This window comes from Cupriavidus pauculus, from assembly GCF_002858765.1.
GTDB classification, from domain to species: Bacteria; Pseudomonadota; Gammaproteobacteria; order Burkholderiales; family Burkholderiaceae; genus Cupriavidus; species Cupriavidus pauculus_B.
Map to the genome: position 1 here is coordinate 1 of NZ_PJRP01000017.1, position 23,398 is coordinate 23,398.

General features: G+C 61.9%; 19 protein-coding genes and 3 pseudogenes. 10 read left to right on the forward strand and 12 right to left on the reverse strand.

Features of this window, described 5'->3' with window-relative positions; all coding sequences use genetic code 11:
* Together CYJ10_RS26495 and CYJ10_RS26500 are read left to right on the forward strand one after the other, a co-directional pair.
* Positions 1-179 (forward strand): chaperone modulator CbpM (locus tag CYJ10_RS26495; RefSeq protein WP_219621535.1); only part of this gene is annotated, 179 nt, incomplete at its 5' end.
* Between the two features lie 297 nt (positions 180-476).
* The gene (locus tag CYJ10_RS26500) at positions 477-734 is read left to right on the forward strand and encodes a DUF1488 family protein (RefSeq protein WP_101684430.1); all 258 of its coding nucleotides are present in this window, start codon (positions 477-479) and stop codon (positions 732-734) included.
* Positions 735-1,045: 311 nt separating this feature from the next.
* Here CYJ10_RS26500 and CYJ10_RS34980 read toward each other — a convergent pair whose 3' ends face one another.
* Positions 1,046-1,168 (reverse strand): hypothetical protein, encoded by a 123-nt coding sequence (locus CYJ10_RS34980; RefSeq protein ID WP_257993553.1) that lies wholly within the window; start codon positions 1,166-1,168, stop codon positions 1,046-1,048.
* Positions 1,169-1,305: 137 nt separating this feature from the next.
* Entirely contained in the window at positions 1,306-1,569 is a 264-nt protein-coding gene (locus CYJ10_RS26510; RefSeq protein ID WP_101684432.1) for a hypothetical protein, read from the reverse strand.
* A gap of 16 nt (positions 1,570-1,585) precedes the next feature.
* On the opposite strand from CYJ10_RS26510, the pseudogene CYJ10_RS26515 reads away from it, so the two are divergent.
* From CYJ10_RS26515 to CYJ10_RS26525, 3 genes and pseudogenes are all read left to right on the forward strand, one after another.
* Positions 1,586-2,888: pseudogene (locus CYJ10_RS26515) on the forward strand (TonB-dependent receptor); the annotation flags it as partial.
* A gap of 291 nt (positions 2,889-3,179) precedes the next feature.
* Positions 3,180-3,569, forward strand: a complete 390-nt coding sequence (locus CYJ10_RS26520) for a hypothetical protein (RefSeq protein ID WP_101684567.1) — start codon at positions 3,180-3,182, stop codon at positions 3,567-3,569.
* A 237-nt stretch (positions 3,570-3,806) separates the two neighbouring features.
* On the forward strand, positions 3,807-4,352 hold the full coding sequence (locus CYJ10_RS26525) for an adenylyltransferase/cytidyltransferase family protein (protein ID WP_101684433.1): 546 nt from the start codon (positions 3,807-3,809) through the stop codon (positions 4,350-4,352).
* On the opposite strand, the gene CYJ10_RS26530 is transcribed toward CYJ10_RS26525, so the two are convergent.
* The gene (locus CYJ10_RS26530; protein WP_101684434.1) at positions 4,295-5,302 is read right to left on the reverse strand and encodes a Bug family tripartite tricarboxylate transporter substrate binding protein; all 1,008 of its coding nucleotides are present in this window, start codon (positions 5,300-5,302) and stop codon (positions 4,295-4,297) included. The genes CYJ10_RS26525 and CYJ10_RS26530 overlap by 58 nt on opposite strands.
* Positions 5,303-5,327: 25 nt before the next feature.
* Complete coding sequence (locus tag CYJ10_RS26535; RefSeq protein WP_101684435.1) at positions 5,328-6,509, reverse strand: M20 aminoacylase family protein; 1,182 nt, start codon at positions 6,507-6,509, stop codon at positions 5,328-5,330.
* A gap of 128 nt (positions 6,510-6,637) precedes the next feature.
* On the opposite strand from CYJ10_RS26535, the gene CYJ10_RS26540 reads away from it, so the two are divergent.
* The gene (locus CYJ10_RS26540; protein WP_101684436.1) at positions 6,638-7,561 is read left to right on the forward strand and encodes a LysR family transcriptional regulator; all 924 of its coding nucleotides are present in this window, start codon (positions 6,638-6,640) and stop codon (positions 7,559-7,561) included.
* Positions 7,562-7,633: 72 nt separating this feature from the next.
* Here CYJ10_RS26540 and CYJ10_RS26545 read toward each other — a convergent pair.
* The 7 genes and pseudogenes from CYJ10_RS26545 to CYJ10_RS26575 all read right to left on the reverse strand — a co-directional run.
* A pseudogene (locus tag CYJ10_RS26545) lies at positions 7,634-7,930 on the reverse strand (gamma-glutamyltransferase); the annotation flags it as partial.
* A gap of 71 nt (positions 7,931-8,001) precedes the next feature.
* The gene (locus tag CYJ10_RS26550; protein WP_257993554.1) at positions 8,002-8,346 is read right to left on the reverse strand and encodes a DUF6881 domain-containing protein; all 345 of its coding nucleotides are present in this window, start codon (positions 8,344-8,346) and stop codon (positions 8,002-8,004) included.
* A 110-nt stretch (positions 8,347-8,456) separates the two neighbouring features.
* Positions 8,457-8,879, reverse strand: coding sequence for a hypothetical protein (locus CYJ10_RS26555; RefSeq protein ID WP_101684437.1), 423 nt, complete (start codon positions 8,877-8,879; stop codon positions 8,457-8,459).
* 251 nt (positions 8,880-9,130) lie between these two features.
* Positions 9,131-11,125: an AAA family ATPase gene (locus CYJ10_RS26560; RefSeq protein ID WP_257993555.1), complete on the reverse strand. Its 1,995-nt coding sequence runs from the start codon at positions 11,123-11,125 to the stop codon at positions 9,131-9,133.
* A gap of 355 nt (positions 11,126-11,480) precedes the next feature.
* The gene (locus CYJ10_RS26565) at positions 11,481-12,047 is read right to left on the reverse strand and encodes an ABC transporter substrate-binding protein (protein WP_146002124.1); all 567 of its coding nucleotides are present in this window, start codon (positions 12,045-12,047) and stop codon (positions 11,481-11,483) included.
* A complete protein-coding gene (locus CYJ10_RS26570) occupies positions 12,013-12,609 on the reverse strand; it encodes a PPC domain-containing DNA-binding protein (protein ID WP_101684439.1) in 597 nt (198 codons plus the stop codon). The genes CYJ10_RS26565 and CYJ10_RS26570 overlap by 35 nt, the downstream gene beginning before the upstream one ends.
* 37 nt (positions 12,610-12,646) lie before the next feature.
* Positions 12,647-13,909 carry a TRAP transporter large permease gene (locus CYJ10_RS26575; protein WP_257993563.1) on the reverse strand — a complete coding sequence of 421 codons (1,263 nt, stop codon included), beginning with the start codon at positions 13,907-13,909 and terminating at the stop codon, positions 12,647-12,649.
* A 149-nt stretch (positions 13,910-14,058) separates the two neighbouring features.
* Here CYJ10_RS26575 and CYJ10_RS26580 point away from each other — a divergent pair.
* From CYJ10_RS26580 to CYJ10_RS26590, 3 genes and pseudogenes are all read left to right on the forward strand, one after another.
* Positions 14,059-14,386 (forward strand): annotated as a pseudogene (locus CYJ10_RS26580) (transposase); the annotation flags it as partial.
* Between the two features lie 866 nt (positions 14,387-15,252).
* On the forward strand, positions 15,253-16,047 hold the full coding sequence (locus CYJ10_RS26585; RefSeq protein ID WP_146002125.1) for a hypothetical protein: 795 nt from the start codon (positions 15,253-15,255) through the stop codon (positions 16,045-16,047).
* A 9-nt stretch (positions 16,048-16,056) separates the two neighbouring features.
* A complete protein-coding gene (locus CYJ10_RS26590) occupies positions 16,057-18,483 on the forward strand; it encodes a hypothetical protein (RefSeq protein ID WP_101684442.1) in 2,427 nt (808 codons plus the stop codon).
* A gap of 159 nt (positions 18,484-18,642) precedes the next feature.
* On the opposite strand, the gene CYJ10_RS26595 is transcribed toward CYJ10_RS26590, so the two are convergent.
* Positions 18,643-18,825 carry a hypothetical protein gene (locus tag CYJ10_RS26595; protein ID WP_374703314.1) on the reverse strand — a complete coding sequence of 61 codons (183 nt, stop codon included), beginning with the start codon at positions 18,823-18,825 and terminating at the stop codon, positions 18,643-18,645.
* A 572-nt stretch (positions 18,826-19,397) separates the two neighbouring features.
* Between CYJ10_RS26595 and CYJ10_RS26600 the strand changes: the two genes are divergently transcribed.
* On the forward strand, positions 19,398-23,378 hold the full coding sequence (locus CYJ10_RS26600) for a tetratricopeptide repeat protein (protein WP_101684443.1): 3,981 nt from the start codon (positions 19,398-19,400) through the stop codon (positions 23,376-23,378).
* Positions 23,379-23,398 lie beyond the last annotated feature (20 nt).

Consider the following 23,398-nt stretch of genomic DNA (forward strand, 5'->3'; position numbering starts at 1 on the left):
ATGCCGTAAGTGTCGCTGGAGTCTGGCAATTTTCCAGCGCCAGCCTCCGACGGGCGCGGCGCATGTGGCAGTTGGAGCGTGACTTTGACGCCATACCGGAACTGGCCGCTCTGGTAGCCGACCTACTGGAAGAAATGGATGATCTGCAAGCGCAGCTGCGCTGTACCAGTCGGGGCTGATCGCAACATGGATGCGCAAAGCCTGGGGCCGTTGAACCTGGGTCAACCGTCTTCGGCTAGTTTGTGACCCTCCCCCTGATCCCGATGAGCATAAACGCTATAAGGGGCGGCTTGCCGGTTGCGGCATGACGCGCAGCATGATGAAGCCGAGCGACGTGAGCGAGCGGTATCACTCCCGCCAGAGGCTATGGCGGAACTGCTTGCAGTCAGAGAGGATGCAGCCGGCCCCGCCATCGATGGAATGGTGGAGGAGTCGCTTCATGCTAGGATCCTTTCATCAAGCCAGAGGAGTTGAAAATGCCAAAATCCTTCTCGATACATTCGCCGCAGCCGTCCGACGATGGGGAGCAGGTGTACTTCACCATCGAGGCGAATGGAGCCAAAAGTAGGGGCCATATTTCGCGCTCGGCGCTTGATGAACTGGCCGGTGGCCATATTGGCGACCTCGGGGAGGTCTTCGACAAGCATCGGGATCAGATCAAGGAAGCGGCGCACCTTAAGTGGTTGGTGAATCCTTCGCTCGACCCCATCGTGCTCAGCAGCGACGATTTTTGAGTCGCTCAATCTAGCGCCAAATATATGTCGAGCTCCGTCACTTGAAAAGCGCCTCGTTCGACTCAAAAGCGCGCGGTAAAGCACCCCAATAGCAGACGCGTTTGAGACCCGGGTCCGGGGGAGGGCTGTTCGGCATCGAGTGGCTGGAGCCGCACGCGCGGAGCCGCCGCGGCACAATCCGTACCGGCCCGGCCACTCAGAGTGTCCTCCTGCAGCGCCGCCTCGATGCCAATGCCTCGGACCTGATGCGCGCCTACCGCGCCAGCGCGGCGGAACTGCAGAGCGGGCGCAGTGTGGAGCCCGCCGCAGCCTCACGCTTTCGTTCGTCCAAGATGCGGCACGAGATCGCCGTGCTCGTCAACGCCAACCCCGCCCGAGTCGGATAGCATCGTCTTGATCACTTCCTTCTCGGCGGTCTTGCAGCCGACGATCATATTGATCTCGTCCTGCTACAAGCGTGCGGCGGCCTTGATTAGCCGCTGTCGTGGCAACGTAGCCCCTAACAACGCGCCAAGGAACCAGCCACAGATGCCGAAGGCAATGAAGCCCAGGCCATAGGTGGTCAGGTTACTCAGGGGGCAGAATGGTCGCCGTAATAGCCTCCGAGTACGAGACCGAGCATCGCAAACGCGGTATAGCCGACGATCGAGCCTTCCTGCCGGAACGTGGTGTGCGTGGTGTCTGCGCCCGGAAAACTCTCGACCGGCCTTAGGCCCTGGCCAAGGAACCAGGGGCCGGTCACATAGGCCCGCTCGCGCACGAGAGGAAGCAGCCTTATCCAGGCATTCCGGGCGGAAGTGGCATTCTTGAAGCGGAGACAGAGCAGAGTACGCATGACGTATCTCGACTATATCGATCCCACCGATGGCGGCTACGCGTCCCGGTATGACCTCTGTCCGCCGACTGGCTGCGGCCGGTGCAGTCGGGTCTGTTCAAGGCGAACGGCTATGTCATCAAGAGCCGGCTCCAACTGTTTTCCAACTTCACCTATGCGCTGGACAACCCGGAACATGGCGACCAGTTCCTGCAGTTCGAGAATCGCGTCACGGCGGGCGTCAATGCGTCGCGGCTCTGGTTCGGCAAGCTGGGCCAGCGCGACACCGAGACCGAGATCGGTGCGCAGGTCCGCTATGACCGTCTGGACCCCATCACACTGGCCAACTCGGGTCGGAAGCCCGACAGATCTACGAAACGGTACGTACCGACACGGTCAACGAAACCAGCGCCGCTACGTGCGTAATACCACCGAGTGGCTGCCGTGGCTGCGCACCATCGCCGGTCTGCGCGCGGACCAGTTCTGGTATGGCGTATCGAGCGGCAACCCCGCCAACTCGGGGAGCGGTACTGACCACATCGCCAGCCCCAAGTTCGGCGTCGCCATGTCGCCGGCCGACCAGGCCGAGGTTTTTCTGAACTGGGGTCGCGGCGATCACAGTAACGACGTATGCCGCGCGACCATCACGATCGATCCTTCCACAGGCGAGCCGGCGCAGAAGGTCAGCGTGCTGGTGCCGGCAGCGGGCTATGAGATCGACGTTCGCACCAGGCGGCTGGCCCCTGGCCTGCAGTTGTCGGCTTCACTCTGACAACTCGACATTGGCTCGGAACTGGTCTTCTCTGGCGACAGCGGGACCACCGAGCCAAGCCGGCCGAGCCGCCGTCGGGGGATCGAGCTGGCTGGCTACTATGCACCGCCCGACGGCCCGCTCGCCGGCTTGATCCTCGATGCGGATGCTGCCTTCTCTCGCGATCGCTTCCGGGATCATGAGAACAGCGGTGACTACATCCCGGAGTCCACCCAGACCACGGCCTCGGCGGGCGTCTCGTACAACACCGGACGATGGTCGGTTGGTGCGCGGGCACGCTATTTCGGCCCGCGTCCGCTCGTTGAGGACAACAGCGTGCGGGTCCGCTTCCTCGTTCCTGGTGAACCTGAAGATGGGCTATCGCGTGCTCAAGGACGTGCGGATCTTTGCCGAAGTGCTGAACGTGTTCGGCAAGCGGGTCAACGACATCGACTACTACTATGCGTCGCTGCTGAAAGGCAAGACATCCCCTTTAAACGCCGATGGCTCGCCAGCCGGAATCAACGACCACCATATCCATCCGGCCGAGCCGAGGACATTCCGGGTGGGCGTTTTGTTGAATTTCTGACCGTCGGCGCTTCTCGATGCGGTTCGAAAGTAAGTCGAACGTCCGGAGTTGGCCGACAGGCAGTCATTGCGAAGTTGGCCAACCAATGGCTTCAAATGGCCGGTCTCGGCCCTCGGCCAACCCGGGCAGGCGCTTGCCGGCGCCAGAACTGAACTAATCCAGCGGTGACGGCAACGAACTTCCGTCTTCGGCAGTCCTTCAGATTTTCCCATACCGGCCGTTCAATATAGGGCCACCGGTGTTGGTAGGATGACGCCTGTGCTCCACACTCCTATCACTGTTCGGATGCCAATGAAATTCGAGATTGAGGGTAAGGTCGGTACATCAACACCCACGCCGTCGCAGATCAGCCGTGCAATAAATTCGTTGCGTAGCTATGGACCGTCTTCATACGCCTCTCTGACGGACGAGAGCGGCAATTATGTTCAGGTTGCTGGGGGTGGAATTACCTGCTTGGTCGAACACTTTGACGCTAGGACAGGGACACGCTCAAGAGCGTTCCACGGCAAGCCCAATCCCGTATTCCCGGACGGGACCATATCGGTGTTTCGCGCGGGAAAGATTCCAATGCGCTCCGATGAATGGTTCATGTCGACGCAGGTCATCGACATATTTTCCGCGTTCCTGAACAAGGCTTCATTCCCTGCCTATGTTGGGTGGCGACGCGCACCGGGCTTCTGAGCGGCGTGGCCGCGGTTCATCCCAAAGCATGCGGATAATGTTGGCAAAATCTACTGCCAGTGATTGTTGACGATCTGGGTGACCCTATTGAACGCCTCAAACTGGCCGATCTCAGTCCGCTGCGAATCTAGGCGCCGGGCTCACAGACACCAGGGGGCAGGAGGCGACCCGGAGCGGTCCGTCGGTCTCGCCGATAGCGGACATTCGGAAAACACCGCCCCATAGCACCACCGCACCATGACCCTCCACACGATCGAGCATCGGCCCAACCGTGCCGTCATCACCTATGGCACCTTTGACCTGTTCCACATTGGCCACGTCAGATTGCTCGAACGCATCCGCCAGCTTGGGACCACGGTGATCGTGGCCGTGGCTACCGACGAGCTTGCTGCCGAAAAGGGGGAGCGGACGGTTGTCAGCTATCGGCATCGCGCCGACATTGTCCGGAATTTCAAGGGAGTTGACTTCGTGATCCCCGAGACAAGCTGGGATCAGAAGGCCAAGGACATCGCGGCCTACGATATCGATGTCCTGGCCATGGGAAGCAAGTGGCGCGGTCGGTTGGGCCATGTGGCGCACCTTTGCGACGTCCAGTTTCTGCAGGAAGAGCGCGGTGTGTCCGAAGACGCGCTGATGGTGCGCGACGCCCGTCATTTCCATAACGCGGCGCTCTCCCTTGCGATCAGCATGCGTGACGCCAGGCTCGCCCGGCGTCACGCGCGTCGTCAGCTGTTGGTCAGCCGGCCGACGCTGCGGATCAATTGCGTGACGCGGGTCAGATAGCCATCGAACGCCTGGTTGGCCTGGGCCTGTGAGCTGATCGGCGCCTCGATCTTGCGGCCTTCGGCTTCCAGCTTCGCGCGAATCTCCGGATTGACCAGTGCCTCGCCGATCGCCTTGCGTAGCACGGCCACGCGATCCTCGGGGGTGCCACGCTTCACGAAGTAGCCGCCGGCGATCGCATATTCGAAGTCAGGCACCTGCCGGCTCTGAGAAATCAGCGGGATGTGCTTGAGCGGCGCAGGCACCGACTTCGAAAAGCAGGTCAGGATCTTGAGGCGTCCCTGTCCTGCCATGGCGTCAAAGCTCGTCTGATATGGCAGGATCGCAAAATCCACCTCGCCTCCCGCCAGGCCCTGCAGTGCCGGAGCGCCACCCTTGTAGGGAACATGCAGGAACGGCGCGCCGATACGGGTGCCCAGCGCATCGCCCATCAGGTGATACATCGAATCGACGCCCACGGTGGCATAGGTCATCGGCTTGCCCTTGTTCCGTTTGGCCAGATCCAGGAACTTGTCGAAGGTATCGGCGGGCAGGCCATTGCGCACCATCAGCACGATCAGGGTTTCGGTGATCGGCGCGGCGAGCGAGAAATCCTGCGGTTTGTACCGCGCGGCAGGATTCAGCATCGGTGCCAGGAACACCTCGTTGATCGATCCGTGGAAGAACGTGTAGCCATCCGCCGGCGCGGACAGCACCTTGTTCGCGCCGATCAGGCCGGTGCCGCCGCCGTAGTTTTCCACCACGACCTGCTGCTTCACGCTGCGGCCGATCGACTCCCCGAAAATCCGGGCGCCCGTGTCGCTGGCGCCCCCTGCCGGATACGGCACCACCAATGCCAGCGGACGGCTCGGGAACGCCTCGGCCGCCCAGGCTGGCAAGCCAGCAAGCATCGATGCGCCGGCGGTCAGGCCTGCGTGTTGAAGGAAGCGGCGGCGTGGCTGCGACGTCATGATGGTCTCCTTGTTGTCGTTCGGTTCAGGCGAGGTAGCTGGTGGCCAGTGCGGCCCAGAATGCCGCGCCGATTGGCAGGGCGCGGTCATTGAAGTCGTAAAGCGGGTTATGGACCATGCAGCCGCCGTCCTCGCCGAGGCCATTCCCCAGGCGTACATAGGCGCCGGGCCGGTGCTCCAGCATGTAGGCAAAGTCCTCGCTGCCCATTACGGGGCCACGCGCCACGACGTTGTCCTCGCCCAGCAACTGGATGGCGACATCCCGCGCCCTGGCGGTCTGGGCGCCATGGTTGACCAGCACCGGATACTTGCGCTCGTAGAGCACGTCCGCCTTGAGCTGGTAGCTCTGCGCCTGCGCCTGGATGAACTCGCGCAAGCGGCGCTCCACATGGTCGCGCACCTGGGGGTCGAGGGTTCTGACGCCAATCTTGATCGTGGCGCTCTCCGGCACGACGTTATAGGTAGCGCCTGCCTGGATCGAGCCGACCGTGATGACCGCAGACTTGAGCGCGTCGACCTCCCGGCTCACGATGGATTGCAGGCCGAGCACCATGCTGGCGGCGCCCTGCATCACGTCGATGCCATGGTGCGGCATGGCACCGTGGGCGGAGCGGCCAGTCAGCGTGACCGTTGCACGATCGAAGGAAGCCATCGCCGGGCCGGCAATCATGCCGATCTGGCCAACGGGCAGGCCGGGAGCGTTGTGCAGGGCGTAGATTTCATCACACGGGAACAGGTCGAATAGCCCCTCCTCCACCATGCGCAGCGCCCCGCCCTCGTTCTCTTCGGCTGGCTGGAAGATCAGGTTCAGCGTGCCGCTGAATTCTGCGGATTCCGCCAGATAGCGTGCGGCGCACAGCAAGATGGCCGTGTGCCCATCGTGACCACACGCATGCATCTTGCCGGGCAGCGTGCTGGCGTACTCCAGACCGGTCTTCTCCTGGATCGGCAGCGCATCCATATCCGCACGAATGCCCAGGGACTTGCTGCCATGCCCTTTTTTCAGCGTACCGACCACGCCCGTCGTGCCCAGTCCACGATGAACCTTGTAGCCCCACGCGGACAACTGCTCCGCCACGAGGTCGCTGGTGCGGCGTTCCTCGAAAGCCAGTTCTGGGTGGGCGTGGATCTGGTGGCGGATCGCCACGAATTCGGGGGCAATCGTCTGAATGGACCCCCGAAGGGCGGCGCTGGAGTCTTGTCTCATGGTGTTGTGGGCGTCGGCAGGATGAAAGCATTATCTGCAGACTCAACCGTTGTATCCATGACAACTCACGTTCATGATCGTTGTAAAATTCGCAACGGTTGAATTGCCCTCAACAATGCCGAGAGACCATGGAAGACGTACTCGATCGAAAGCGAGCCCTTTGCCTCCTGCAGATCATCGAAACGGGCTCCGTACGTGGTGCGGCGGACGCACTCTCCGTGGACCCATCGATGGTGAGCCGCGCCGTGGCCAGGCTCGAACAGGACGTCGGACTTACCCTACTGGAGCGCAGGGGGCGGGGTGTGGTAGTGACCGACGCGGGCCGGATGCTGGCCCTGTTCGCGCGCCGCCAGCAGGATCTGCACGACACCTTCCAGGCGGAGATAGACAGCCTGAGGAATGCGCAGCAAGGTCACATCGAGCTGGTGTTTGGAGAGGGCTTTGTCGACATGGTCCTGCAACCGGTGCTGAGCGATTTCATACTCGGCCGGCCCGGTGTCACCTATAACCTGCGCGTTGCGGGAACGGAGGAATCGGTGCGATTGCTGCTGGAGGACATGGCGCATATCGGCCTGGTGTTCCAGCCACCGAACGATGACCGGTTACGGTCTCACTATTCGAGGCTGTCGCCCATCCGTGTCTATGTCCGCAACGATCATCCGCTCGCCAAGCGCCGCAAGGCGCTGAGCCTGGCGGAACTGGTGCCCTATCAGGGCGCGGCGCTTGTCGGATCGTTCGGGGTGCGCAAGCACGTCCAGGCGGCGGAACTGGACGAGCAAGTCACCTTGAAACCCATGGCGGAGACTAATTCGTTCCGCGTGCTGTGGGAGTTTGCGGCGCTGGGCCTTGGCTACATCATGACCCCGCGCTCGCTGCCATTGAAGGGCACCCAGTATGCAGATCTGGTGCCGATTCCGCTGGCGAATCCCATCCTGAACAACAGTCGCCTCCACGTGATGACGCGCGCCGGGCGTCCGCTGTCTCCCATTGCGCAGAGCATGCTCGCGCACGTGGTCAAGCGAATGCCGGCGGCGTTGGGCCCCGGGCCCTGATCGGCGAAGGTCGGCGAGGACCGGCGAGGGGCGCCGGCGCGTACGAACGGGCCGGCGCTTGTCAGACTGGGGTCAGAAGCCCACCGCCTGCCCGTCGCGGCGGGAATCGGATGCCGCAATGTAGCCATCCTGCGCCTTGTAGATCAGTTGCGTCGAGCCGAACTCCAGGCTGTCGCGCGGCGCCACTTCCACGTGGTGACCGCGCTCACGCAGCACCGCCACCACGTCGGCGGGCAAATGGGCTTCGACGTTGACCACGGGGCCGTGTTCCACACGGGAGCGCGGTGCATCGCTCATGGCCTGCGGGTTCTGGCCGAATGCGGCAAGGCGCGCCATCATTTGTACGTGCCCCTGCGCCTGCATCGATCCGGAGAATCGCTACACCGGCAGCGGCCGGCAGGAGCCGACCGTAGCGGTCAGTCAGCGCGACGGGCGTGGCATCAGCGCACGTGCGTTGACCATAGAATGTCAAACTCGGCTGCGGTAATCATGGCGCCAACGAATTCGGGATCGGAACTGATTTCCGAGAGCGACGGAACGGGCACTAGGCCTAGTTCAGTTCCATACGCTGTATGGCCGGCGCAGGCATAGCCGACCCGCCCATCCCTAAAAAACTCGAGCTTTCGGGTTTCCATACGATTCTCGTCAAGCTCCGAGACGAGACGCGTAGGTTCCGCTTCAAAATGATGAAGCCACTGAACATCAATGAATTCGAATCGCATGGGTTCAGAGCCCTTTCGTTCGAGCGTGGTGGAGGTCAAATTGTCAACGAATTGAATCCCCATGTCGACCGACCGTTCCTGGCAGGCAAGCGCCCGATCGCCGCCGCCGCGGCGGAAGCCGGCCCTTCTCGATTTTCCACTCGCGCGCGGGATGACCGATTTCCGACGGACCTTTACAGCTTTGCGCGCGTGCCTAAGAACGCGAGGTACTTCCTGTCCTCGTTCTCAAAGATCTCATCGCCAGCGCCCATGTACGCGCGCATGAGTTCGTCGGCTGCCGCATCAAGATTGCCAGCGTCATAGGCCAGTTGCCCGAGGCGCATGTGAATGAACGGATTACCTAATCCGCCTGGGCAGGTGAGCGCAAAGGAAAGCGCTTCCTTGCTGGAAGTTGCATAGCCCCCCAAGAAGCAAACTTCGCCGATGGCGGCGAGAATCCAGGTGGACGCGTTCCAATTGGTCTTCGGGTCTGGAACCAACTCCCATGCCTGGTTGTAGGCTGCAACGGCAGCTTCATACTGAGCACTGTCCGCCAACGCATCACCCTTGGAGCAATGCGTCTTGATCAACCGGTGAATAGACTCCTCGAGTTCCATTAACTTGGGTGCTATGGGCGGGCGTTGGTTGGAGACGCCATTCTAGCCATGTTTAGGATCGACTCGCGCGGGGCTTCAACAGTGTTTCTCTTGCTTAGAACGGCGCTTGATGGTTGTACGGCCCCCGAAGCACAGCACTGAGCGAGATTGCACACATTCCAAGCCCAATTCTCAACGACCGCTTCTGGCCGTCTCGGCCATGCACGCCAAAGGAAAGTGTCTCCCCGGGACATCAAGCCGCATGGAGCCATTCACGCATGATTTCCGAAACGATCGAGGTGAGCCGCAAATGGTTCCAGCACGGCGCCATGCTCCCCATCGGCCAGGCCGGCGGGTGTAGTCGCATCGATGCCATGTGCGAGAAGCAGCTTCACCATGTCGGCCGGCAGGATCAGACCGTCGCGTGTCAGCGCATTGGCCATGGCCTTGAGCGTGGCCGCATGGTGACGGAGCAGCTCGCCCGCGCGTTCGTATTGTTCGCGCAGTAAAGCTTCCATTGCCGCGTTGCTTGGACCCACGTCGGTGTTCAGGTGTTCGTTTGGATCGCTTGTCACGTCGGTACGGCTGATGCGATCACCGAAGCCATGGTGGCGCAAATGCCGTGACGCAGCTTCCGTAGCCTGCTTGTAGTCCTGTTCGGCGCCCGTGGTGCAGGCCAGTTCGCCGAACACGAGGGCTTCGGCGGCGCGCCCGGCCAGCCCGACGCAAATCATGTCGATGCTGTTCTGGCGTGTGGTGGCTTGCAATGTGCAGAAGCTGTTGTAGCCACCTTTAAACGATGCGATGTTGATCTTGATTTCCTGGGGCACGCGTCCAAACAGCAGGCTGTAGATCAGTCCATGCCCCGCCTCATGTACCGCGAGTAGCGCGCGGAAGTCGCGATTGGCGCGTTGCTTGATGCGGTTGAGTTCCAGCGGCACGGCAAACTGGCGGCGTACTGTTCCGCTGGGAGTGGATGCACTTACCACCAGATGGCGGCGATCATCTGACACGGTGACGGGTAGTTCCGTCTGCGCCGCCACGCCTTCGTTGATCGCCCAGAGCGCGGCGTCAATCAGGCTTGCGCTCAGGATGGCATGAACCGACGAGAACAGCGGACGCGTGCCCTGCGCGGGAAAGACCGCATTGTCATAGATCTCGACAAGCACATCATCGTCCACGCGGAAGCGCAGCCCGACATTGCTGGCAATGCCGTCGATGTATCGTTGTACCGATTCGCGGATCAACAACTCGTAGGTAGCGCGGCTGAACGATGGATAGATGACGTGGTGATTCCCCAGCCGCGCGATCTGTTCGGGCCGAAAGCGGTTGGACAGCGCCTTCTTGACGTCGATGATCGACAGTTGCGATGTGAGCTGGTGGAAGATGTCGGCATCTGTATCGCAGTCTTCCACGCGTTGCGCGGTCTGGTCGTACATCTCGTCGAGATTGCCGCAGACGAAGATCAGCAGGCGACTATAGTCGGTCTCCCACGATTGCTGCGAGCGCTGGAAGTCCTGCAGCAATTCATGGACGCGTGCGGCGGGCCATTCCATGATCTCCAGTAGTGGCGCCTTGAGCTTGAGCGTCTGCCGGAGATCCTGTGCATCCCATGCATCGAGTCGAAAGCGCGACGGCGCCCGCGCAGGAGGCGATCCATCGTCGTCCTCGTCATCATGAGCACTACGTTCCTCGCTATGGCGCATGTCGGCCACCTTGCGTTCCACATCCTGCAACGTGCCCAGCGCTGGCGGAAGGCGCCCGTCGGAGAGCAACACCCACACGTCCTGATAGCGCATCACCTTCATGTCCTTGCCGCGCTCGTCGACCGTGCGGAAGCGCTGGAATTCATCGAGTACGAGAATTCCAGGCTCGCCTTCAGGGATGTCCGAACTTCCCAGCATGCCCGAGATAGTCGTGCTCCGACTTCCTGAGCCATTACTGAAGCCGTCCATCTGCACTTCGACAAACCGGTCGTAGAACCCCAGCAATTGCGCGAGGCGGCGCGTGAGCTGGGTTTTTCCGGTGCCGGTGAGGCCCCAAAGACAAACGATTACCGGACGCGTGATGATCTGCGGCAGCACGTACCATGCGCGCACGCCGTCGATGACCCGATCGATGACATCATCGATGCCATGCAGTTCACGTTTCAATTGAGCGGCTGCATCTGCCAGGCGCTGCTGGCGTTTGGCCATGCCTGCTTCCAGCGGCAATGCTTCCTGTGTCCGGCCTTCGTCGAAGGTCGGGGATTCCATCGTGGCACTCATGTGCGGTTCCTGAAAACAAAAAAGCCCCGGCAGCGATGGGCCGGGGCTTTGCAGGGCGCGCTCCCACGAGGGGGCGGCTGCATCTGCGCCAGGCCGAATCGGAAGCACACACGATCCAGCCGGGACGCGGAACCGAGTGTTCAGTGGATGAGAGGGAAGACGTAAAGCATGGGGGCTCTCCTTGGGAGCGGTGGCGCATGCAAGGTTGCTCGTTGCATGCGCATGACTAATGCTGGCAGCTATTGTGATGCTGTCCGGGTTCTGCTTGCAACCCCCTGAACATTGGGAGTTGCGGCAATCCAACTGTTAGCGCGAACGCCCCCGGGGATGGGATATCCGGCGGCGGAGTGGTCGACTATATCGTCGAGCCCGCCGGATTCCGACCTGTGCTCCACCAGAACGTAACAACCCAGCTTGCTGCCGTGTAGTTTCTGAGAATCACCTTGGGCTGCGCAAGTTCTTCCCTATATGCCAGGCGATACTGCGCCAGGTAGCCGAAGGGTACGATCAGGCATTGATTCAGTAGCTTGCTGTCCAGCGCTCGGGCAAGCTCCACCTGGGATTTTCGGGTTTTGGCTTGTACCAAGGCATCGATCAATTGATCGACTTCGCGTAGCACGCCGTTGCGCAGATGCCAGCCTGCTTGTGCCAGCAGTTTTCTGGCATCGGCGATGGCTTGGTCGTGTGTTCCCTCAAAGAGCCGCGGGGCGGATTGCGAGAACTCCCGGGCATTGGCGTTTGCAGCGAGTTCACTATTGGGAAACCAGCTGGTTGTGCGCCGATACATCGTCCCATATCGGGACTCGAAGTCGAACGCCAGGGCGATTGCCTTGCGCACACGTACGCCACGGAACGGCGCGGTGATCCTCGCCGTTCTTATACTGCCGCTATTCCCGTGACAACTGAAGGACGTTGGCGCCAATCAGCGGATCGATGGCGCGCTCGAGTTGCTGGCCGTGCACGGCGATGGTTACTTCCAGCGATCCCGTGCCGACCTCCATCGCCAGGATGTGGCCGCCGTAGGTGTCGAACTTCCCGTCGCCGGCCACACCGTGGATATGGATCGACGGCTTGCCTTCCTTCCAGGCCACGCTGCCGACCACGCTGGCCATTTCCACGTTGCGATAGGTCTTGGGGTTGAACTGCTGCTTGCCGGCGTCCCAGAAACCGAACGTCACGTTGGCGAAGCCGATGGCCGACAGGCTTGCGCTTGGAATCTTCTCGCACTCGGCAAAGGCAGCCAGGCGGTCCAGCACGTTGTCGCCCATGCGCAGTACCAGCAGGTAGCCGGTGGGCGCCTTGATATAGCGCCGGACGTCCGGGTAGTTTTGGTTCTCCGGTTCCACGCGCAGCATGCCGTTGCAGCCGGTCGATGCCGCGGGCTGGGCCTGGGCGCTAGCCGGTTGAGCGACGGCGAGGGCGGTCGTGGCGGCCATGGCCAGCAGGGCGGAAGCCAGCGATGAGCGGGCAGGGGTGGGGTACATGTCTATCTCCTCGTTGTAATGGGTGAAGGGTCAGGGCTCAGTGCAGCCAGGCGGCCGGCACCAGGATCAGTTGCGGGAACAGCACGAACAGGAACATCAGCGCGGTCAGGCTGAGCAGGAAGGGCCAGACGCCGCCGATCACACTGTCGAGGCTGCAATGCGAGGTGCCGGCCACCACGTTCAGCACGGTGCCGACTGGCGGCGTCAGCAGGCCGATGGCGTTGTTGAGCACGAACATCACGCCAAAGTAGACCGGGTCGATGCCCGCTTTGGTGATCACCGGCATCAGGATCGGCGTCATGATCAGCACCGTGGGCATCAGGTCCAGGGCCGTGCCCACCACGATCACCAGCAGCATGATGATGAACATCAGCAGGATCTTGTTGCCGATGAACGGCTCCAGCAGCGCGGTCACCTGCGCGGGGATGTTGGCGATGGTGATCAGCCACGCCGACACCAGCGCGCAGGCCACCAGGAACAGTACCGTGCTGGAAGTCTTGGCGGCCGTGACGATCAGGTCGGGCACCTTGCGCATCGACAGCTCGCCGTAGACCAGGCGGCCCACCACCATCGCGTACACCACGGCTACCACGGCCGCCTCGGTCGGCGTGAACGCGCCGATCTTCATGCCGCCGATGATCACTACCGGCAGCACCAGCGCCCAGATGCCCTCGCGCAGCGCGCGCAGCAGCCGGCGCGCCGAGAAGGCTTCCACGGGGGCCAGGTCTTCCTTGCGGGCGCAGACGTACCACGTGGCGGCCAGAGTCAGCGCCATCATCGCGCCCGGTGCGATGCCGGCCAGGAACAGCTTGGTGGTCGAGATCTGCGCCACCACCCCGAACACGACGATGGCGATGGAAGGCGGAATCACGGGCGCGATGATGCCGCCGGCCGCGATCAGCCCCGCCGCGCGTGGCACGTTGTAGCCGGCGTTGCGCATCATCGGGATCAGCAGCGCCGCCACGGCGGCGGTATCGGCCACGGCCGACCCCGAGATGCTGGCCACGACCGTGGCCGCGATGATCGCGACGTAGCCCAGGCCGCCACGCACATGGCCCACGGCGGCGTCGGCCACCTTGACGATGCGCCGCGACAGGCCGCCCGCGTTCATCAGCTCGCCGGCCAGCATGAAGAACGGCACCGCCATCAGCGGGTAGTTGTTGACGCCCTCGAGCATCGTCTGGGCCAGGATCTGCGTATCGAAGTTGCCCAGGTGCAGCATCAACGCCACGCCCGAGGCCAGCAGGGCAAAGGCAATCGGCATGCCGAGGCCCATGGCGCCCAGCAGGGAGGCGGCGATGCACTGGGTGACGGGACCAGTGGGGTCATCGCGGGCACGCCTATAGTAGAAAGCGCTTCGGCCGTCTACACGGTCACAGCAGAGACCATGTAGCGTTCGAAATCGATGCCGCAATCGCCGTGGACGAGAATCTAGCGCGCAACAACTTGCGGACCATGATCCTGACGGCCGACGAGTTCATCCGCCGTCCTGTTGCACGTGCTTCCCGTCGGCTTCAAGCGCATCCGCAGCTACGGCGGGCTCGCCAACTGCCGCCGGGCGGCGCGCCTCGCCACCTGCCGACGGCTGCTCGGTGTCGAGCCGCCCGCCGCTACGTCGCCCGCCCTCAGCGAAGACTATCGTGACCGTTACCAGCGGCTCACCGGCAGGTCACTGCGCGATTGCCCCGTCTGCGGCAAGGGCCACACGGTCCGCATCGAAGGCGGTGTGGCAGGCATCCTGCCGCGGGCGCCACCTGATCCCAGCCATGGACACTGAGCGGCATCAGCACCAGCCCCCAGCACGTTGGTCTTCCCCATACGGCCGACGCGAAAGGACTCGTGCTGCGCCGTATTCGCAACATCGGAATGTCGCGAAACTCCGCGCTATCCACCCGCTGACCCTCGCATTCTCACTGTTCTCGCGCGACCGGCTCTGTCAGACCGCCCGCTTCCGGCGGGTGATGGCCACGCGCCGGGTATCGCAAATCACCGCACCGTTCATTCAATGCCCATAGACGCCAGCGCCTGAGGAGCGGTTTAGCACAACCGATTTTTTATTTACCGCTCGTGGACCGATCTCGCCGGCTCGATTCATGCGTCTGAGGCCGCGATCGCTAAACAAAAAATCCTCTGCACTATGTAAACCTCTGCATAGCGGCCAGAAGCTGACGGTCACCACCTCCGCGCTCCGGCCATTCAGATGACTGCTTCACGGTTGTAACCTGCCAAACAGCCTATTCGAGCAAATCGGCCGGGGCGAACGCTAGGTGCCAACGTGCCACGGGGAAATAGCGGTAGCCCGCGTAGGCAATGCAGGAATGGCGGAGGACCCGCTTTCGCGGCGCTTACATTTTAGAACGCGCGACACTCAGACTTCAAAACGATCTACTTGCGTTGCTCTCGTCATCTTATATAGTGACACGGGCCGAGATTCACCTCCAGCGTTGGAGAGCGAGTTTTCACTTCCACCGACCGAAGGACAGACGGCTAGCTTTTGGTGTCCGTGAGAAGCAACGCGAGCTACGTGCATTGCAAGCACCATCACCGGCCGCGCGGCCGGTGCGGCAATGCTAGCTGCCGAGGACGGCGGGACAACACTCGCCGAGGATAACGGTACTACAACCGCATGGAGTGGGGGTAGGCATGACGCGCTCAGGCAGGCAGGAAGGTCATATCGATCCACGCAACCCGCTCCTCGGCGCGGCCGCTGCCGAGGGACGAATCACCGAAGTTGTGCGCGATACCGCAACGCACCCCGCGAGGCCGAAGCCGACATCGCGCCCACCTCCAACCGCAGTGAAATTGCGCTTCGACCAGGCGGCCGGATGGCCTCCGATCCTCCAGGGTGATGCAAAGAACTGCAGCATCAAGCATGCCGCGACTGGGATCGGTTTCGATTCCGTCGCCCAGCGGACCAGTCGAGACGTGGCGCTCCGCAATGGGGACGTCCGTTCTCTGCTGAAGGGACGATGGGAGACGTTGGGTGCTTACCTGGTCTCGAACCGGGACGTGCGGCGTGAGGTCGATCTTCGCATCCTGGTCTGCTTCTTCAACTACACGCGCAACCAGTTGATTGAAGTCACCGTGGATGACGGCACAGTGAGCAAGATTCGCGTGGGCGAGTCCTTCCAGCACCCTGAAGCGCCGATCGAAATGGCCCAGGCCATCGGCCTCGCGCGTGCTCATCCGAAAATTCGCGGCTGCGTGGCACATCTCGAAGCGCACGCGATCCTGAGCGTGCCGATGGATGCATCGGCGCCGAGCTACCGGCATCGCTGCCTGCTGGTGATCTTTACCGAGCTAAATGACCCCCACCGTGAGGTGCCGGCGAAGTTCTCCGCGCTCGTGGATCTTTGCGACCAGACTGTCGTCGCGTTCGGCGAATGCGCCTGCTGTGATGAAAAAGACGATCGCAGTCACGCGTCACACCACGACTGAAGAACGCATATGGAACAGAGCAATGGTCATGTTGTGTGGGGACGATGGGCTCTCGACTATGCCGTGCTGGGCAAGGAGGGGCTGAGCCTGCTCAACGGCTTCTTTGCCGGGCGACGAATATTCTGGAAGCTGAGTCTGCCCGTCATCCGTGTGAAGTACACGCAGGATGAGGACTTCTGGCACAACCCTATCCTAAAGAACGGCTGCGGACCCTACAACGACCAAATCACCTGGGATCCGGTGGATTTCGGCGAAGACCTCAATCCCATCAGCGGGCCGCATCATCTGGTCAAGATCAGAAACTGCGGCGACAGCTACGTTTGCGTCCGCTCAACGACGTTCGACAACAAGACGTGGCTTGAGCTCGGCGTCTATGCGCGCATCGGGGCGTACCACATCTACCAGTCCTGGTATCTGAATGACGACGGCGTGATCCTACCCCGCGTCTTCAGCAAGGGGCTGTCGTGTAATCTCAATCACTGGCACCACCCGTACTGGCGATTCGATTTCGACCTAGATGGCCAATCGAACCAGCGGGTCAACGTCTTCGATGGCAACCAGTTCCGTGGCTTCGTGACGCTCGAAGGCAAGTTCTCCAACTCTTCATTCGGTGACTGCCGCTGCAACGTCCAGAATCTTTCCACGGGGCTCAAGGCGTGGATTATTCCGCCAGCGCTCGATGGAGACCATGGTGTCGTTGGCCCGACTGCCTTCTCCAACCTTGATTTTAACGTGCGAAAGTATCGCGCGGAGGAAGATCGCGACTGGCCGCACGCGACCAACCAAGACATCAGCTTTTCGAAGCATGAGAACCCGGACGGTGGCGATATTGTCTTCTGGCAGATCTGCCATCTCTTCCACCAGGCGTCCGAGGGTGCAGACCACTGGCACGAAGTCGGTCCCACGATAGTCATCGAAATGCCCGACCTCCTGCCGATTCGTGAGGGCCAGTGCCGCAGCATCTTCATTACCGGTCGCATCGATATCAAGGACTTCAAACTCGTCGGTCACGATTTCTGGGGCCACTATGACTTCAGCGCCCATCTTCAGGTGAGCCCGAACGCGCCTCACGCGGAAGCGTACATACAGCGCGGTCCGACGGGCGATTGCACCGCCGACCTGATCATCCGTGTGGACTGGGTTCCCGATAACTCCATCGCTGTGAGCTTTACGGCCAGCCTGTACGATGGAGTCGAACGGGTGGCTTCCTTCAGCAATCAGTTCAACGTTCTGCGTGACTCTTCTCTTGGTTGGCAGGGGTTGCACCTCGTCGATCATCATCGAGGTGACCCGGACACCGCGGACTTCAGTTTTACGGTTGCGAATGGGCCTTGTGCCGCCGGCGACTGGTCCGGCATCGGCGACACCTGGCGTCCCATCGGCGGATTCTTTCCTTCGGGCTGCGCTGTGAGTTCAGTCGCGCGCCTACCAAATCACCTGGATCTCTTCATCACCGGCAATGATGGACGCGTCTTTACGAGTTGGTGGCACGAGGGATTTGACTGGTCTGGCGTGAACGACAACTGGGCGCCCATCGGTGGTTTCTTTCCGCCGGGAAATCCGGTCAGCGCTGTGGCACGCATGCCAAATCACCTCGATCTCTTCATTGTCGGAAATGACGGACGCGTCTATACGAGTTGGTGGCACGAAGGCAATCCATGGTCGGGCGTGAACGACAACTGGCGTTCCATCGGCGGCATTTTCCCGCCGCGCGCCAGAGTATCCGCGGTTGCCAGGATGCCGAATCATCTCGACCTATTCATCGTCGGCAACGACGGTCGCGTCTATACAAGTTGGTGGCACGAAGGCAGTGACTGGACAGGCGTGCATGACAACTGGATGTCCATTGGCGGATTCTTCCCAGCGGGAAGCACCGTCACCGCGGTAGCACGCATGCCGAATCACCTCGACTTGTTCGTTGTCGGCAACGACGGGCGCGTGTACACGAGCTGGTGGCACGAAGGCAGCGCGTGGTCCGGCATTAACGACAACTGGCGACCGATCGGCGGATTCTTCCCTGTGCGCGCGCAGGTGACAGCGGTTGCACGCACGCCCGATCATCTGGACCTTTTCGTGACAGGAAACGACGGCCGCATATATACGAGCTGGTGGCACCGAGGCGGCGACTGGTCCGGCATCAACGACAACTGGCGACCGATCGGTGGATTCTTCCCACCAGGCGCTCCGTTGAGTGTGTTGGCGAGGATGCCCAATCACCTTGACGTCTTCGTTACGGGCAACGACGGACGTGTCTACACGAGTTGGTGGCATGAAGGTACGGACTGGTCCGGCGTCGCAGACAACTGGCGTTCGATTGGCGGAATCTTTCCGGCTGGCGCATCGTTGTCCACCGTTTGCCGCACCTCACACAACCTAGATGTCTTCGTGTGCGGCAACGACGGGCGGGTTTACACGAGCTGGTGGTCCGAGCCATAAACACTCTTCAGGCTCTGTTGACGGTCAAATGGATCGCCGAGCACGATGGTTGGCCTGGCTTAAACTCGAACGTCCGCTTCTTGGCCTCGAGTTCCAGCCATACGAAGGACGGCAAAGGGTCGCTATGTAAACCTCTCCATAGAGCAGAGGGTTTTTTGATTAGCGGTCGCGGCCGCAGGCGTGGGAGGGGACGGCCACCATCTCTGCACGCGTAAGGTAGTTCAGCATCGGCCGTTCGAAGCGCTTCATCGGTACCGACAGTGCGCGCTCGACATCGTGCAACGATGCCACGTCACGGCGGCCGGCGAACTTCAGGAACGCGCGCAGCGCTGTGAGCCGCAAGTTGCGGCTGCGAACTGAGTTCTTCCGATTCTGTTCCAGATGATGGGGTAATCGTACTTTCCGTGCAAAATCTGGCGGTGAGCTAAGAATTGTCGTATCGTCAGACTGTGTCGGACCAGCGGCGTCTTGAGCCAGTCGAGAACGGTCATGCCGGCGGTGTCGTGTTGGCTCGATAGTGCTGCGTCGGCGCGCCTCGGCCAGCGCTCGCGTCACAGCTTGCCGGACCCACACCGATATTCGAACATGTCCGCCGCCTTCCTCGGATGCCGACAAGTCGTTGGGGAGCGTGAAGTGGACGTGCACCCCGTGCGGCCCGCAAAAAGTTGTGTCGTCAACTAACGGAAACACTCTCGCGTGTTCCCGAGCAGCGGAATGCTGCTAACCAGAATTTTTCTCGCAAAAAAAGAGAGAGGGTGCCGCTATTGTTGGCAGCGGGGAACCGGAACGACGTTATGTCGGGACGGCAAGCGTTGCATTAGTCCCGCATCGCGGCGTTTTTTCGCCTAGGCTGTATCGGTGCATGCGGCCGGCCCGTGCAGTCCTCGGTCGGCTACCCTTGCCGGGAGTCGAGGATGCCAATCTATCTGGCCGAAGCATACGCCACCAAGTCGCTGGCCCGGGCCGCTGTGCTCGTCGAGCCGACTTCGTCCGATCCATTGGAGCAGCAAATCCAGACCTGGGTGCTGCGTGGCAACCTGGCTTACTTCGCCGGCCGTTACGCCGAAGCACTGTCGGATTACCTCACCGCGTGGGCGCAGTTGCCCATGCTGGTCCTGCCCGTCTTCCCACCTGATATTGGCAAGCTCGATCCCCTGGTGCTGACCAAGATCGATCTTGTCGATCCGCTGCTGCAGGCAACTGCCGCGTTGCATCGCCTTCGACCGGTACTTGGTGGTTCGACGGCCATCATGCCGGCCATCGAACCACCCGGCGAACTGGCCGACCTGACCGAACGATTCGGCGGTGAGGCCGGCAAGGCGCGCCGCGCGCAGTCGCTGAGCCTGACGCTGCTGCAGCAAGGCGAATACGACCTGGCCAACCGGTACGCCGACGAAGCCCGCCAATCGGGAGACGAGGCGGAGCAGGCCGACGCCGAGGCAATCCGCGCCGCCATTGCGCTTGCCAGCGGTGACGCCGAGAGCGCTCAGGGAGGATTTTCCAGCGCGGCGGAGCGATACAAGGCGCTGGCTCGGCCTGACCTGCAGGCGTCGATGGAGCACAACATCGGCGTCATCGGCAGCCTTGCCGGCGACGCCGAGAGTGCAGCCGTGCGCTTCGGTGCCGCGATTAACCGGATGCCCGCAGCCATCGGCTGGAGCGTGACGCAGGCCCTGAATCCAGGGAGTGCCAGCGTGACACGTCCGGCCGGCAACATGGGTCTGCCGCTGCTTCTGCGTTGCGGCGCTGATTGGTTGCCCGTGCCCATTCGTACGATCTCGCCCGTTGTTCGCATCGACGTGGCTCGCAAGGGCGGGGCAATCACCGTCGATCTGTCCAACGACGCGGCTGCCGGACTGGAAGCTGCATTCTTCAAGCCGCGTATCGATACTGCGCGTCTGTCGGATCTCGGCATCGATCTGGCGGATCCCGTGCAGTTTGTCACGTACCTCACTCAGGTTCGTGGCTTCACGTTGCCGCTGGCGCTTGGCGACACCTATCACGCCCTCGGACGCTTTGACCTCGCCGCCCAGTATTACCTGATGGCGCGTGAATACCGCTATCTGAACCTTAACATCGAGCGCCCGATGCTGTGGGCGCGGCTGGCGCGCACCTACCTCGCCGAGGGGGACCGTCTCTATCGTCAGCAGGATCCCGACGGCGCGCAGCAATGCTACGAGCGCATCGTCAAGATGGCCGACGAGGGCTATACGGTCGACAGCCCGCTTTACACCGGCGCCTTTGCACCGCTCATCGACGAGACGCTTGCGCTGCTCAACGCCCCTGACCCGCTTGCGTTTGACATCGTGGACTACACGCGGCGCCTGCTGGTGTTGCAGGCGTTGGCCAACCTGCAGCAGATCGCGCAAGGGATCAACTACCTTGGTTTCTCGGAGGCTCTGGTTCCTATCCATCCATGGCGCTACCTGCAGAATCAGGCGCGCTATTTCACCAACCAGGCTATCCAGGCCGAGCGAGCGTTCCTGACCTTCAAGGGAACGGCCGAGAAGGAGGCGTTCACGCGCCTGACGCTGGAGCAATCGGTGGACGCGCAGAAGTCAGCGGTCAATGTGGAGAAGCAAAAAGTCAAGCTCGCACAGGAGCAGGAGAAGGTTGCCAACGAAACGGCCGATGTCGCGGCGCGTCGCATCGATCAGGCGCAGGCGTCGCGAGACGACTACGCCGATGTGTCAGCGCAGACGGCGTTCTACGACGAAATCAGTGCGCTGTACGCCGCGCCCGACGGCGGCGTGCACATCGATCCCGACTATGCGGCGCAGCTTGGCATCTCGCTTACCTACGTGCACGAGCGCTACACGGGCATTACCGGAACGTCTGATTTCTACTACACCCAGGACGTGAGCAAGTCCGACATTCTGCGCACCATGAACCGCAGCCGCAGCAAGGCCACGCGCGATCTGGAACTGCGCGACATGGACAGAAAGATCGAGCAGCTTGGCGATGACCTGTCGATCGCGCAGGCACAGAAGAAGGCGGCGAGGCAAGGTGTGACTGCGGCGAGGGCGCAGCAACAGTTGGCGCAGTTGCGGGCCGATCAGGCGAGGAGCCAACTCGAGGCGTTCGAAGATCAGGAACTGACGCCAGAACTATGGGACAACCTCGCCGAAGCGCAGCGCGATCTGAGCCGCCGCTATCTCGATCGGGCCATCGGTGCTGCATTCTTGATGGAGCGTGCGTACGAGTTTGAATACGACACGACGGTCAATCGCATCCGCTTCGACTACACACGCAGCGACCTTGGCGGGCTGATGGCCGGTGACCTGCTGCTATCGGACATCGATCAATTCAGCTATGACCGGTTGCTGGAAACCGACAAGAAGGCGCCTATCAAGGTAAGCCTGGCGCTGGCTGACCGCTATCCCTTCCAGTTCCGGCGTGATTTCCGCAAGAGCGGGCGCCTTGACTTCCAGACCGCGCTGGACGATTTCGATCGATGGAACCCGGGCACCTGCTGTCGCAAGCTCCGGCGCGTGGAGGTCGTGATCGAAGGGCTGGTGGGTGCCGACGGCCTGCACGGAACCCTGACCAACAGCGGCATCTCGGTGGACCGCCGCCGTGACGGTACGATTTTCACACGCGTACAGAAGCCCGAAACGATGATCCTGTCGCGTTTCGACCTGCGTGGCGATGGATTCGTCTTTGCAGCCACGGAAGAGCAGGTACTCGCCGTGTTCGAGAACAGCGGTGTGGCCGGCGGCTGGGTGCTCGATCTGCCGCCGGACCTCAACGACGTGGATTACGAAACTATCACCAATGTCCACCTCGTGCTGTATTACGACGCTTACTACAGCGTGCAGGCCGCGAATGTCGTGCGGGCGGAACTGGCGGCAGCAGGACGGGAAGAGCAGATGCTGGGGTTGTCCCTGCGCTTTCAATTCCCGGATGCCTTCTTTAACTTCCAGGCAACGGGCGAGCTGCCTTTTACCCTTGACAATGCCTTCCTGCCGTTCCATCAGACAGCCCCGTCGGTGCTGGACGTCGTCGTGCACCTGGAGACGGTGGACGGCACGTCGCCGGCTGGTCTGGTGGTGGACGTGTCCGTGGATGGCTCAACCTTCACCGCTACCACTGGCGCCAATGGCATGGCGGGCTCGCTCGATGCCGCGCCCGGCGCGGCCGGCGGGCTTGAGGGACTGCGTGGCAGGCCGCTCGCGGGCGAGTGGGCCGTGCACATCGATCGCGCCGCGAACGAGGCCGCCTTCGCGGCCGGCTTTAGCTGGGCGAAAGTGCGCAACATGGCCGTCTTCGCCAACTACGCCTATACGCCGCGCGGCAAGGCGCTTGGACAGCGGCGCTTTGATGCCGATCCACTTGCCGCGTTCGAGCGAATCGACGATCCGTCCGCGACGAACGACGGTCCCGCGGTCTGGGGATACGACGCCGCCACACATGCCGTCATGCAGCAGTCCGCTCTCCACGCGGGCGCCTGGCTCGACGCCGGCCCCGCCAAGCCCGGTGCCATGCTCCTGGCCAGGACCGATGCCGACTGGCCCCTGCGGCGCGACGTGGTGCTGCGAACGCGGCTGGCATCGGACCGCGATGGCATCGGTGTGGTCTTCCGCTACCAGGACCCCGACAACTATTACTACTTCCTGATGGACGCTGCACATGGCCTGCGCCGCTTCGGACGTAAGGTGGCGGGCGTATTTGCCGACCTTGATGTGCCCGCCGTGGATACCACTGCCGCCTATACGACGGGGCGTACTTATCTGCTGAGTGTGGCAGCCATAGACAACGTGCTGATTGCGGCGCTCGATGGGGTTGTTGTGCTCCGCGGCCGCGATGGGGCGCTCGGCACTGCCGGACGGATCGGGCTGCTCGCGTGGAACAATCCGACTGCGCGGTTCTTTGATCTGCTGGTCCGGGACGCTTGAACCGTCTTTAGCCTTCGTCC